The organism is Humibacter sp. (genome assembly GCF_035547335.1).
Lineage (GTDB): Bacteria > Actinomycetota > Actinomycetes > Actinomycetales > Microbacteriaceae > Humibacter.
Window position 1 is genome coordinate 110014 of record NZ_DASZVF010000045.1, and the last position, 13449, is coordinate 123462.

Annotated in this window: 12 protein-coding genes; 9 read left to right on the forward strand and 3 right to left on the reverse strand. The window is 70.4% G+C overall.

The genetic code is table 11. The annotated features are described in order from the left end of the window. Nucleotides 1–2: 2 nt before the first annotated feature. The 9 genes from VHB92_RS09540 (at nt 3) to mutM (ending at nt 10239) form a co-directional block, all read left to right on the forward strand. Nucleotides 3–2273, forward strand: a complete 2271-nt coding sequence (locus VHB92_RS09540) for an ATP-dependent DNA helicase RecG (protein WP_325453512.1) — start codon at nt 3–5, stop codon at nt 2271–2273. 129 nt (nt 2274–2402) lie between these two features. Beyond that, a complete protein-coding gene (gene coaD / locus VHB92_RS09545; RefSeq protein WP_325453513.1) occupies nt 2403–2885 on the forward strand; it encodes a pantetheine-phosphate adenylyltransferase in 483 nt (160 codons plus the stop codon). Next, entirely contained in the window at nt 2882–3913 is a 1032-nt protein-coding gene (locus VHB92_RS09550) for a MoxR family ATPase (RefSeq protein WP_325453514.1), read from the forward strand. The genes coaD and VHB92_RS09550 overlap by 4 nt, the downstream gene beginning before the upstream one ends. A gap of 10 nt (nt 3914–3923) precedes the next feature. Further along, a complete protein-coding gene (locus VHB92_RS09555; RefSeq protein WP_325453515.1) occupies nt 3924–5270 on the forward strand; it encodes a DUF58 domain-containing protein in 1347 nt (448 codons plus the stop codon). After that, entirely contained in the window at nt 5263–7647 is a 2385-nt protein-coding gene (locus VHB92_RS09560; protein ID WP_325453516.1) for a DUF3488 and transglutaminase-like domain-containing protein, read from the forward strand. The genes VHB92_RS09555 and VHB92_RS09560 overlap by 8 nt, the downstream gene beginning before the upstream one ends. Nucleotides 7648–7800: 153 nt before the next feature. Then, entirely contained in the window at nt 7801–8313 is a 513-nt protein-coding gene (locus VHB92_RS09565; protein ID WP_325453628.1) for a DUF177 domain-containing protein, read from the forward strand. Between the two features lie 4 nt (nt 8314–8317). Then, a complete protein-coding gene (gene rpmF, locus VHB92_RS09570) occupies nt 8318–8521 on the forward strand; it encodes a 50S ribosomal protein L32 (RefSeq protein WP_325453517.1) in 204 nt (67 codons plus the stop codon). Nucleotides 8522–8591: 70 nt separating this feature from the next. Next, on the forward strand, nt 8592–9311 hold the full coding sequence (gene rnc, locus VHB92_RS09575) for a ribonuclease III (protein ID WP_325453518.1): 720 nt from the start codon (nt 8592–8594) through the stop codon (nt 9309–9311). After that, nucleotides 9289–10239, forward strand: coding sequence for a bifunctional DNA-formamidopyrimidine glycosylase/DNA-(apurinic or apyrimidinic site) lyase (mutM, locus tag VHB92_RS09580; RefSeq protein ID WP_325453519.1), 951 nt, complete (start codon nt 9289–9291; stop codon nt 10237–10239). Before rnc ends, mutM begins: the two co-directional genes overlap by 23 nt. On the opposite strand, the gene VHB92_RS09585 is transcribed toward mutM, so the two are convergent. From VHB92_RS09585 to VHB92_RS09595, 3 genes are read right to left on the reverse strand one after another with little or no spacing between them, the layout of a single operon-like run. Then, nucleotides 10236–11255, reverse strand: coding sequence for an NADPH:quinone reductase (locus VHB92_RS09585; protein ID WP_325453520.1), 1020 nt, complete (start codon nt 11253–11255; stop codon nt 10236–10238). The two genes, mutM and VHB92_RS09585, sit on opposite strands and share 4 nt — an antisense overlap. Before the next feature lie 9 nt (nt 11256–11264). After that, on the reverse strand, nt 11265–12686 hold the full coding sequence (locus VHB92_RS09590) for a HAMP domain-containing sensor histidine kinase (protein WP_325453521.1): 1422 nt from the start codon (nt 12684–12686) through the stop codon (nt 11265–11267). Nucleotides 12687–12695: 9 nt separating this feature from the next. Then, nucleotides 12696–13421: a response regulator transcription factor gene (locus VHB92_RS09595; protein WP_325453522.1), complete on the reverse strand. Its 726-nt coding sequence runs from the start codon at nt 13419–13421 to the stop codon at nt 12696–12698. Between the last annotated feature and the right edge of the window lie 28 nt (nt 13422–13449).

Here is a 13449-nt window from a genome sequence, read left to right on the forward strand (position 1 = left end):
GCATGGCGCAGCCCAGAGCACCCCGGTCCGGGTCCGTCGCGCCCTCGACCGCGCGGTCCGACCCGACGGCGGCAAGCGCGTCCCCGTCGTTGCCGCAGGGGAGGGTCTCTCTGCACACGCCCCTCACCGCGGCCATCGGCGAGCGGCAGGCCGCGGCGTTCGCCAGGGCGTTCGGATATCAGAGCGCAGGCGACCTGCTCTCGCACTATCCGCGGCGATACGCCCACCGAGGCGAGCTGACCGCGCTCGCCGATCTGCCGGCGGGCGAAGACGTGACGATCGTCGCCGAGGTGAAGCGCTGCGAGTCGCGCCCCATGCGGCAGCGTCGCGGCTCGATCCTGGAGGTGACCATCTCGGACGGCACTGGCGTGCTGTCCCTGACGTTCTTCAACCAGGCCTGGCGTGCGAACGAGCTGATACCGGGTCGTCGGGGCATCTTCGCGGGCAAGGTCAACCGCTACAAGGGATCGCTGCAGCTGACGCATCCGGACTACGAGCTGTTCGACGACGACGGGATGGGAGCGCCCGGCACCGACGTCGAAGCCTGGCAGAGCCATCCCATTCCCATCTATCCGGCCACGAGCACGCTGCCCAGCTGGAAGATCGCCCGTGTAGTGCGCGAGGTCGTGCCCCGGCTCGGCACGGTCGACGATCCGGTTCCGCAGCACGTCGCGAAGGAGCGGGGGCTGGAGACGTTCGCCGACGCGCTGCGCGGCATCCATGTGCCGACGAGCGACACCGACTGGCGCCGTGCGCGCGACACCCTTCGCTACCAGGAGGCCTTCGTGCTGCAGGCCGCGCTCCTGCAGGAACGGGAGCGACTGCGGGAGACGGCGGCTACGGCGAGGATGCCCGTGCCGGGCGGATACGCCGCCCGCTTCGACTCCCAACTGACGTTCGAGCTCACCGACGACCAGCGCGCGGTCGGGGAGCAGATCGCGCACGACCTCGCGCAGCCGGTGCCGATGAACCGCCTGGTGCAGGGCGAGGTGGGCAGCGGCAAGACGGTCGTGGCGCTGCGGGCCATGCTGCAGGTGGCGGACAATGGCGGCCAGTCCGCGTTCCTCGCCCCGACCGAGGTGCTGGCGTCGCAGCACCTGCGCTCCATCGTCGCCGCGCTCGGCCCGGACCTCTCCGCCGAGCTCATGCCGACGCTCATCACCGGACGACTCACGGCGGCCGAGCGCAAGAAGGCGTTGCTGCGCTCCGTCAGCGGGCAGGCGCAGATCGTGGTCGGTACGCACGCGCTGCTCGGCGAGAACGTGTCGTTCTTCGATCTGGGCCTCGTGGTGGTCGACGAGCAGCACCGCTTCGGCGTCGAGCAGCGGGACGTGCTGCGCGGAAAGGCCTCCTCTCCGCCGCACCAGCTCGTGCTCACGGCGACGCCGATCCCGCGCACCGTGGCCATGACCGTGTTCGGCGACCTCGACGTGTCGACCATCGCGCAGCTGCCCGCCGGGCGGCAGAGGATCGAGAGCTTCGTAGTGCCGCTGGCGGAGCATCCGCGGTGGGAGCAGCGCATCTGGGAACGCGCATCCGAGGAGATCGCGGCCGGCCACCAGGTCTTCGTCGTGTGCCCTGCCATCAGCCCGAAGGAGGTAGAAGAGGACGACCTCGGCGAGCCGCCCGACGACACGGATGCCGACCGCCAGGCGAAGCCCGTCGTCACCGTCGAGCAGACCATCGCCGCCGTGCGCGCGAACCCCCTGCTCGCCGGCGCCCGGGTGGCCGCGCTGCACGGGCGGATGCCGGCAGACGAGAAGGACTCCGTCATGCGCGCGTTCGCCGCGGGCGCCATCGACCTCGTCGTCGCTACGACCGTGATCGAGGTTGGCGTCGACGTGCCAAACGCGTCGGCCATGATCGTGCTCGACGCCGACCGGTTCGGCGTCTCACAGCTGCACCAGCTGCGCGGCCGAGTCGGCCGAGGAAGCGTCGCAGGGCTGTGCCTCTTCGTCACCACGGCCGAAGCGGGAACGCTCGCAAGGGAACGCGTCGAAGCGGTCGCCGCCACACTCGACGGGTTCGCGCTGGCCGAGGCGGACCTCGACCTGCGCAGGGAAGGCGACGTGCTGGGCAGCAATCAGTCGGGAGGACGCTCGTCGCTGAGGCTGCTGCGCGTGGCGCGCGACGGCGACCTCATCGAGACGGCGCGCGCGGACGCCGCGAGCGTGCTGGAGAACGACGGCGGACTGCAGCGGCATCGGGCGCTGGCATCCGCTATCGCCGACCGGCTCACCGATCGTTCCCGCGACTTCCTGGCACGCGCCTGAGCGGAGCGGGGCACCCGACGCAGCCGGGCGGGAACGGTGCGCGCATGGCGAGCATCCGCCGTGCATCCGCTGCGAGTAGCCCTCGAACGGTAACGATCGGGTAACCGCGCCCGGCTATCCTGGAGCCCTATGAGCAGGATCGCCGTTGTCCCTGGTTCGTTCGACCCCGTCACGCTGGGGCACCTCGACGTGATCGCGCGCTCGGCCCGCCTGTTCGACGAGATCCACGTTCTCGTGGTGCACAACCCCGACAAGAGCGCCATGCTGCCCATCGCGCAGCGCGTCTCACTGCTCGAGCGGTCCATCGCCGACGAACGCCTGCCGGGCAACATCATCGTCGCCGCCTGGAGCATGGGCCTGCTCGTCGACTACTGCACGGATGTCGGCGCGAACGCGCTGGTCAAGGGCATCCGCTCGCAGGTGGACGTGGCGTACGAGACGCCGATGGCCATCGTGAACCGCGATCTGGCAGGCGTCGAGACCGTCTTCATGCTGCCCAACCCGGCGAACGCTCACGTGTCGAGCTCGCTGGTGCGTCAGGTCGCCGCGCTGGGCGGCGACGTGAGTCCGTACGTGCCCCGTGCGGTATACGACTACCTGCAGGAATCATGAACACGCTCCCGACGAAACAGCCCACGGATGCCGCGGCAGAGGCCATCGAGGCCGAGCCCGGCATCACCCCAGAGCAATTGCGGCAAGCCGCCGACCAGATCTCCGCGAACGTCGAGGCGGTGATCGACGGCAAGCACGACGCGGTGCGGGTCGCGCTGACGGTGCTGCTGGCCGAAGGCCACCTGCTCATCGAGGACGTGCCGGGCGTCGGCAAGACCATGCTGGCCAAGGCGCTGGCGAAGTCGGTGGACTGCAGCGTGAGCCGCATCCAGTTCACCCCCGACCTGCTGCCCTCCGATGTGACCGGCGTCTCGGTGTACAACCAGCCGGAGCGTCGCTTCGAGTTCAAGCCGGGTGCCGTCTTCGCCAACATCGTCATCGGCGATGAGATCAACCGGGCGAGCCCGAAGACGCAGTCCGCCCTGCTGGAGTGCATGGAGGAGCGGCACGTCACCGTGGACGGTTCGACGTATCCGCTGCCCGAGCCGTTCATCGTCATCGCCACGCAGAACCCCGTGGAGATGGAGGGCACGTACGAGCTCCCTGAGGCGCAGCGCGACCGCTTCATGGCGCGTATCGCCATGGGGTATCCCGACGAGCAGGCCGAGATCGAGATGCTCACGGGCCGCGACACGTCCAGTCCCTTGTCGCGGATCGGCGCCGTGGTCACCAACGACCGGCTGCGGGAGATGATGGCCCTCGCCCGACGCGTGTTCGCCTCCGACGCCCTCAAGCAGTACGCCGTGGCCATCGCGCACGGCACCCGCGACGACGCGGATCTGCGCCTCGGCGCGAGCCCGCGCGCCACTCTGCAGCTGGTGCGCGCGGCGAAGGCCCGCGCTGCGCTCGAAGGCCGGGATTTCGTGCTGCCCGACGACGTCGACGCCCTCGCGGTTCCCGTTCTCGCACACCGGTTGCTGCCGACCAGCCGCGCCATGGGGCAGCACCACGAGCGCGCAGCGGTCCTCGCCGACGTGGTCTCGCGCATCGTCGCCGCCACCCCGGTGCCGACGGGACAACCGAAGTAGCCTGTGCGCCATGAGCGCCACACGCGCCAGGCCGGCAGCGCAGCGGCCACGTCCCACCTGGCGAGGTGCCGGGCTGGCGACGGCAGGCGCGCTCGCGATGGTGGGCGCCGCGCTGTTCGGCCGCGTCGACCTGCTCGTGGTCGGTCTGGTGCTACTGCTGCTCCCGCTGGCGGCGGCGATCGCCGTCACCGTCGACCGGCCGTGGATCAGCGTCACCCGCGTTTTCGAGTCGGATGTCGTGACGGCGGGGGAGCAGGCGCGCGTCGTCGTGACCGTGCGCAACGAGGCGAATCGCCGAGCGCCCAGCCTGCGCTGGCGGGATGCGTGTCCGCCCGCGCTCACGGCATCCGCGCTCGCCCCGCTCCCGTCGCTCGGGGAGCACGCGATCGCCAGCCGCGACCGCTCGGACACGGCCACCGTTCGCTACACGCTGGGCACCAGGATGCGCGGCGTCTTCCCGGTCGGTCCGCTGCTGCTGGAGCGGACGGACCCGTTCGGGTTGGTGCGCTGCGTCTACGCCGTCGGTGCCGCCAAGCCGCTCATCGTGGTGCCGCGTATCGACGACCTCGGGGATGGCGAGTTCGACGTTTCGCGAAGCGAGGGTTACGAGCACGAGCTGGTCAAGCACAGCATCCCGAACGCCGATGAGCTGATCGCCCGCGACTACCGGCCGGGCGACCCGCTGAGGAGGGTGCACTGGCGTGCAACGGCCAGGCACGACAAGCTGATGGTGCGGCAGGAGGAGCCTCGCAGCAATCCCGAGACGTGGATGCTTCTCGACACGGATGGCGGTGCGCGTCTCGAGCACCGGCACCTGCGTCACGACGGCGCAGACGAGAGGTTCGAGACCGCGGTCGACCTCGCGGCCTCGGTCGGATCGCACCTCATCGAGCAGGGCTACGTGCTCGGAGTCGCGGAGTCGGCGCCGCTGCAGCTGCTGGGCCGCGCCGGAACGGGGCGCGCCGGTCTCGCGGGTCTCGCCGTCTCGGCCTACGACCCGCCGGGCGGCGGCAACGCCCTGCTGATCGGTCTCGCCGCCGTCGAGCAGCGCCGGCGGGACAACACGGATGCTGCGGGTGTGCTTGGCGCGGCGCTACGCCGCAATCCTCAGGCCGTGCCGACCTTCGTCGTGGTGGTCGACGGCGACCGGGACGAGCTCGCCGCCGTGGCGTCGCTGCGCATGCTGTGCGATCCGGCAGTGGTGTTCTTCGTCGCCGAACGACCCGAGGTGCGCGAGCATTTCGAGCGGCGCGGATGGACGTGCGTCGACGTAGCGCCCGGGGAGGCGCCGAGCGTCGCCTGGCAGCGTGCCGGCATCCGTGCGGGAACGGCGTCTGCGGCGGTGCGCCGTGGTTGAGACGACCCAGACCCGGCCGGCGCGAGGACCTTCCGCCGAGCAGGACCGAGCGACACCGCCCCGCCTCCGGTCGCCGTCCTGGCGCGCCCGGTTCGACGAGACGCCGGCCGACGTCTCCTCACCGAGCGCCGACCTGCGGCTGACCGCCGCCCTGCTCGCCGTGATGGTGGCGTTGTCCGTCGCCCTGGTCGGACTGATCTCCGGCGCTGCATGGTGGTGGCAGCTGATGCTCGCCTACGTCGTCGTGCTCGGAGTGGCGGCAGGGTCGCGCGCGCTGCGACTGCCGCGCGCGCTCGCGCCCGTGCTGTCGATCGTCGCGCTCCTCTTCCTGGTCACCGCGCTCTTCGCACCGCAGACGGCGCTCCTCGGCGTCATACCGACACCTGCGACGGTGTCCGACTTCGCCGAGCTCATCGCGCGAGCCCGCGTGTCGTTCTACAACCAGGGCGTGCCGGCCGATCCGCTGCCCGAGTTCCTGTTTCTCATCGTGTCGGTCGGCGGGGTGATCGCGTGGGTGTCCGATCTCGTGGCCGTCGTGCTGCGCAGGCCGGCGCTCGTCGGCGTCGTCGTGGTCGCGGCGCTGCTCGCTCCGGCCTCGCTGCTCGACGGCGGCATCTCGCCGCTGGCCATCATCCTGTGCCTCGCCGCCTACCTGCTGCTGCTCCGCGTCGACGTCAGAGCGAGACGCGGAACGGGAGGAGAGCTCGCGGCCTCGCTGTCCATCGCCGCGGGAGCGATTGTCGTCGCGCTCGTGATCGGCACGACGGCTCCGGGATTCCAGCAGGTGGGCAGGCAGGCGATCCCGGCATCCGGCGTGCTGTTCGGACAGGGCGTGAGCACGCTCGTCGACCTCGGATCCGATCTGCGACGGCCCGTGCCCGTCGCGGTCATCGACTACACGACCTCCGCCTCGTCTCCCGGCTACCTGCAGATGACGACGCTCGACGCCTTCTCCGGAGAGGTGTGGCGGCACACCAGGTCGCAGTCCACGTTCTTCAGCTCGTCGACCTCGATCGACGAGGTGCCTGGCCTCGGCAAAGACGTGAAGACGTCGAAGGTCGTCACCGACGTGCAGGTGCACAACATGACGAGCCGGTGGCTTCCCGCCCCGTACCCGGTGGCCAACGTGCAGGGTCTTGACGGCAGCTGGGCGTGGGAGCGCAACGACCTCACCATCTCGGGGCTCACCGCCACCACCGTCGACCAGCAGTACACGGTGACCTCGCGCGCCGTGAAGCCGACGGCGAAGCAACTCCGCTCCGCCGGCACCGACTATCCGAAGTCGGTGCAGGACGACCTCGCGGTACCCCGCGATGCGCCGGGGATCATCAGGGCGACGGCGTTGTCGGTGACGGCCGGCGCCACCACGCCGTACGACATGGCGGTGGCGTTGCAGTCGTACTTCCACGACGGGGACTTCCGCTATTCGCTGGATGCCCCGAAGGACGGCGGCTACGACAACGACACGGCGGGCACGATCGCCACCTTCCTCCAGAAGAAGGCAGGCTACTGCGTGCACTTCGCCGCCGCCATGACGTTCATGGCGCGCGAGCTCGGCATCCCGGCGAGGATCGCGGTCGGATACCTTCCCGGCAACGTGACGGCGTCGTCCGGATCCACGACCCAGTACCAGGTGACGTCGGACGACCTGCACGCATGGCCGGAGTTGTACTTCCCCGGCGTCGGGTGGATCCCGTTCGAGCCCACGGTGGGCAGGGGCAGCATCCCGGACTACAGTGCGAGCACGGCGTCGACGCCCGTGCCGACCGACACGTCGTCCGCGGGCGCCGCGGCGGGGGCACGGCGGGTGCTGCCCACCGATCAGCCCCTGGGAGACGACAGCGCGGCCGGCTCGCCGACCGCTGCGTTCTCCTCCAGCAGCAGCATCGCGGCGGTGGCGCTCATCATCGTTGCACTCCTCATGGCTCCCGCCGTGCTGCGCAGACGGATGCGCACGAAGCGGCTGGCGACGCTGCGTCAGGGCGGCGGCACGGCATCCATGGCGTGGGCTGAGCTGCGCGGATCGGTGCTCGATCTGGGACTGGCGGCACCGCCGACGGAGACGCCGCGCGCCTTCGCCGAGCGGCTGCGGGCGACGTGGCAGGACGCCGCGGGAAGCTCACCGGATGCCGAGGCGCGCGAAGCCGCGTCCGTTGCCGTCGCCGAACTGGTCGACGCCGTCGAGCAGGAGAGGTTCGGACCACCGGGCGGCGCGTGGGCGGATCCCGCGCTCGCCGACGATGTCGTCACCGTGGTGTCGGCGCTCGCCGCCACGGCGGGCCTTGCGCGACGGGTGCGCGCGGTGCTCGTCCCGGTGTCGCTGCTGGAGGGACGCCTGCGCGCCGCCGACCGGGCGGGCGCCGGCGCGCGGGCGTGACAGCGCGGGCCTGACAGCGCGGACCTGACAGCGCAGGCCTGACAGTGCAGGCGTGACAGTGCGGCACGACGCGTACAATCGACGTTCGTGTCTTCCGCCGTTCGCAATCCGTACTCCATCGGCGTACGCGACCTCATCCACCGCCCTGGTGAGATGCGCGAGGAGTCGATAAGCCTCGATGTGCCCGAGAAGCTCGGGGAGGGGCTGCTCAGCGTGGATGCCGGTTCGCGCCTCGAACTCGACGTTCGGCTCGAATCGGTGCACGAGGGCATCCTCGTCTCTGGCGATGTCACGACGGTGGCGACCGGCGTCTGCGGCCGCTGTCTGATCGACATCGCGGAGCCCGTCCAAGTCGACTTCCAGGAGCTTTTCGCGTATTCTTCTGGGGAAGCTTTCGACTTCGAGGTTCACGACGACCACGTGGATCTTGAACCTCTGGTCAGGGATGCGGTGGTGCTGTCACTGCCGTTCCAGCCGGTGTGCCGACCGGACTGCCCTGGTCTCGACCCCGAGACCGGCGAGCGGTTGGCCGATCTGCCGGATCGCGAAACCCCGCAGAACATCGATCCTCGATGGGCTGCGCTCGCTGAGTTCCCCGCTTCCGATGACGCCGCCGGCCGGGGCAGTTCGTCCGAACGAGCCGGCTCCCCAGACAGAGAAGAGTAGAGACATGGCTGTTCCCAAGCGGAAGAAGTCGCGCAGCAACACCCACGCGCGCCGTTCGCAGTGGAAGGCGGAGGTTCCCAACCTCGTCAAGACCGTCGAGAACGGCAAGGTGACGTACAGCCTTCCGCATCACGCGAAGGTGGTCGAGGACTCGGCCGGTACCCCGCTCTTCCTGGAGTACAAGGGCCGCAAGGTCGCCGACGTCTAGTCGCGGATCGCACGTGAGAGAACGTGCGGAATCTCAGGCGCGCACCGTCACGGGTGCGCGCCTGAGTCGCATGCCCGGCGAATCCGCCGATGTGAGCGAGCTGCAGGCCCGGCTGGGCGTGCGGATCGACCCCGAGCTGTTGACGCTTGCGCTGACGCACCGCTCGTACGCGTACGAACACGGCGGCATCCCGAACAACGAGCGCCTCGAGTTCCTCGGGGACTCGATCCTCGGGCAGGCCGTCACGGTGAAGCTGTTCCGCGAGAACCCACGCCTCGACGAGGGCGGACTCGCGAAGCGCCGGGCGTCGCTGGTGAGTAGCGTGGCCCTCGCCGAGGTGGCGAGGGGGATCGGGCTGGGGGAGTTCATCCTGCTCGGCCGCGGTGAGGGCTCGAGCGGCGGAGCGGACAAGTCGTCCATTCTGGCCGACACCGTCGAGGCCATCATCGGCGCCGTGTACCTCGACGCCGGAGGCGACGTCGCGACCGACCTCGTGCTCCGCCTCATCGAGCCGTTGCTGGAGAACCCCGACCGGTTCGGTGCGGCGATGGATCCGAAGACCAGCCTGCAGGAGCTGGCGGCGCGCCACGCCGCTCCGCCGCCGCAGTACGTGGTGACCGACACCGGCCCCGACCACAACAAGACGTTCCACGCGACGGTCACGGTCGACGGCGTCGTCACAGCGACAGGCGAGGGCACGAGCAAGAAGAACGCCGAGATGGCCGCCGCCCTTCAGGCGTGGACCCTGGCCAGCGCGCGCGACGGCCATGCCAGAGCTTCCCGAGGTTGAGGTGGTGCGGGCCGGTCTCGAGCCCGCCGTCACCGGAGCAACCGTCGCATCCGTCGAGGTCATCGACGAGCGAGCCATCACCAGGCACGACCGTTCCCGCGGAGACCTGTCCGCGCTCCTGACCGGCCGTCGGATGCTCGGCGCCGCCCGCAGAGGCAAGTTCCTCTGGCTGCCGCTCGGCCCGCGTCCCGGCACGAGTCCGGCCGCGGGCTCCGCCATCGACGCCGACGCACTGCTTCTGCACCTCGGCATGAGCGGCCAGGTGCTGCTGCGCGAGGCGGGCGCGCCGCTGGAGCGGCACGGCCGCGTGCGACTCGTGGTCGATCATCCCGAGCAAGGCGAGCTGGCCGTGCACTTCGTCGATCAGCGCACCTTCGGCTCACTCGCCCTCGACAGGATGCTGGGGACTCCGGACGGCGCGCCGGGCGGGTTCGGCGTCGACCAGACGATGGTGCCGAGTCAGGTGGCACACATCGCGAGGGACCCGCTGGATCCCGCCTTCAACGACGAGCGATTCCTGCGCGCTCTGGCGTCACGGCGCACGACGGTCAAACGAGCGCTGCTCGACCAGACGCTGATCAGCGGCGTCGGCAACATCTATGCGGATGAGGCGCTCTGGGCGGCCAGGGTGCACTTCGACCAGCCGACGGCGACCCTGTCGAGACGCAAGGCGCGGGAGCTCCTCGCCGAGGTGCGGGCCGTGCTCGCGAAGGCTCTGGCCGAGGGCGGCACGAGCTTCGATGCCCAGTACGTGAACGTGAACGGGGCATCCGGCTACTTCGCCCACAGCCTCAACGCGTACGGCCGAGACGGCCTGCCATGCCCGCGGTGCGGCACGCCCATGGTTCGGGCCTCGTTCATGAATCGGTCGTCGCACTACTGCCCGCGCTGTCAGCGGATCCGGGCTCCCCGGCGCTCCGTCGCCTAGGGCAGCAACACGATGCGGCGCCCCCGAACCAGGCCCGCTTCCACGTCCGCGTGCGCTGCTGCCGTGTCCTCAAGGCGGCGCCGCTCGATGGCGGGTACGGGCAAGGAACCCGATGCCATGGCGGCGCCGATGGCGTCCGCGGCCCTGCCTAGCTCCGCGACGGTGGCGTTGCTGATCGCGAAACCGACGATCGAGCGGTCGTGCGTGTACAGGTCGCCGAACCCGAACCCGTCGTGCCGGCGCATGCCGGCGATCAGCACGATGCGTCCACGGTCGGCGAGCAGGCCGACGGCCTGGGACAGGTCGAGCGAGCCTGACGTGTCGAGCCAGACATCAGCTCCCGTCGCAGCCGGCGCGTCGTCGCCTGAAGCCACTCGCGTGAGCGCGTGCTCCAGACGGGCCACCACGTCGGGATCGTGATAGTCGTAGGCGACGGCACCCATCGCCGCCAACCGCTCGAGTCCGCGGGCGCCTGCCGTGGTGACGACACCGGCACCCATGGACAAGGCGAACGCGACGGCGCACGAGCCCACGTTGCCGCCACCGCCGCCGACGAAGGCGGTGCCGCCCGGCCGGAGCCGGCCGTGCTCGACGAGGCCGAGCCAGGCCGTCGCCGCCGGGTGCGCGAGTGCGACCAGGTCGATCGGGTCGACGCCGTCGGGGATGCGGTACAGCCGCTCTCTCGGCACGGCGGCGAACTGCGCTGCAGCCCCCTGACGGCCGCCGTGGCCGAGGCTGTTGCACCACACCGCGTCTCCCGGGAGCAGGTCGGTGACGTCGGATGCCGTGTGCTCCACGCTGCCGACGAGGTCTCGTCCGACGACGAACGGGAAAGGCAGCGGGGTGCGGTAGGCGCCGCTGCGCACGAACGTGTCGACATGGTTCACGGTCGTGGCGGTCACCCGCACGAGCACCTCGCCTGGCCTCGTCTCCGGAATCGGCAGGTCTTCCACCCGGATGCCGTCGGCCGGCCCGGTCGAGTGGATGACGGCCGCCCGCATGGTCCCACCGCGCATGGGACCAACCTACGGCGTGGTCGAAGAAGCCGACGGCGAGGTCCAGCACGGCAGTTCTACCTGGAACGACGCTCCCCATGGCGTGTTCGCGGTGTCGAGCGCCTGGAGCGTGCCGCCGAGACGTGTGATCAGACGTTGGGCGATGGACAGTCCGAGTCCGGTGCCGACCGCACGCGTCTGGCGATATCTGTCGTGGAGCGCACCGCGGACGAAGGCATCCTGCCGGTCCTCCGGCGTCAGGCCGGCGCCCGTGTCGCTGACGGTGATGGCAATGCGGTTCGAGCCGCCTGCCGGCCGCCACCGGTCGGCGTCGACCGCTCCCTGCACGTGCGCCCCGATCTCCACGACACCATCGGCCGGAGTCACTCGCAGCGCGTTCTCCAGCAGACCGTCGATGATCTGACGCAGCCGGTGCGCATCCGTGTTCGCGACGATCTCGGGGGCCGCGTCGCACCTGAGTTCCACCCCGCCGGCCGCGGCAACGGCACTCCACGCTGCGACGGCCTCGCGGAGAACGATGGCGATGTCGACGGGACCGAGTTCGGCCGTGAAATCGTGAGCCTCCAGGCGAGCCAGCTCAAGAAGGTCGGCGACGAACCGGTCAAGGCGACGCGTCTCGGTGAGCATCGTGGCACCCACCTCGCGCGAGTTCTGTGCATCGACGACGCCGTCGGCGAGAGCTTCCGCGTACCCGCGCAGAGCGGTGAGCGGGGTGCGCAGGTCGTGCGAGATGGAGAGCAGGAACTCCCGCTGCCGCGCCTCGCTCACGCTCAGCGCCTCGTCGAGCTCGTCGAGAGCGCCGACGACATCGGACACCTCGGCAGTTCCCGTCCTCGGCAGTTCCACGTTGCGGTCGCCCCTGGCCAACCGTCGTGCAGCGGCGGCTGTCCTGGACAGCGGGCGTGACACGGCTCCGGCCAGCAGGATGCCCGCGACGATCGCCACAGCAAGCCCGATGGCCAGCGCGATGAGCAGCTGCCCCGTCACCCTCGACGCTGCGGAGTCGACCGAGGTCTGCGTTCTGGCGACGACGACCGTTCCCCCGCTCACTGTCGGGCGCGCCTCGACGATGAATCTCCTGCCGTCCAGCACGACCGTGGTCGACAACGGCGAGTTCTGTGCCAGTCGCTGCCGCACCCTGGGGCGAAGCACGACGCCGATCGTCCCCGTCACGGATCCGTCACTGGCGATGAGCGCGATCTTCGGCGAGTTTCCACCGGCCGACTGGCCCTCGACACGCTGCTCGAGCTGCGCCTCCGGAAGCGCGGCGAGCTCCTCGGCAAGGGTGGACGCCTCCGTTCGGGCGTCGCTGAGTGAGGCCGCGCGCACGAGCCCGAGCGAGACGGCACCGGCCACGACGGCTGCCACCAGCGCGACGGCCACGGTGGTGAACACGATGCGACCCGCGAGTGTGCGGGGGAGGAGGCGCATGCCGTCGACCTACCGGGATGCGCCCGCTCGCGTCTCCGCGTCGGACCGTTGCGGAGAAGGCGGGTCGATCGCGTAGCCGACGCCGCGGACGGTGCGGATGCCGGACAGCGGGCCGAGCTTCGACCGCAGTTGAGCGATGTGCACGTCGACCGTCCTCCCCGAGGCGTAGTCGGCATGACCCCAGACCGAGGACAACAGCTGCTCGCGCGTGAACACCCTGCCCGGGGAACGGATCAGGTGCAGAAGCAGGTCGAACTCGGTGGCCGTGAGCGCCAGCTCCCGACCGTCGAGTGCTGCCATCCTCGTGTCCTGATCCAGCACGAGGGTCCCGAGGCGGACTTCGTGCCGAGTCGGGACTCCGTGCGCGCGCCTGAGCACCACCTTGAGCCTGGTCACGAGCTCGCGCGGCGAGAACGGCTTGGTCAGATAGTCGTCACCACCGAGCTCGAGTGCCACGAGGCGTTCGATCTCGTCGTCTCGAGCCGTGACGAAGATGACGGGCGTCCAGTCGTCCTCCGCCCGAAGCCGCCGGCACAGTTCGATCCCGTCAACGCCGGGGATGCCCACGTCCAGCACGACCGCGACGGGGCGACGGGCGCGGATGACGGCCATGGCGGCGTCTCCGCCGGCGACCACTTCGACGCCGAACCCCGCTCGTGAGAGGTACAGCCGCTCGAGGTCGGCGATGGCGCGCTCGTCCTCCACGACGAGGACCAGTCCGGAAGCGGCATCCATGCACCCCATTCAAGCCGCTCGGGGATGG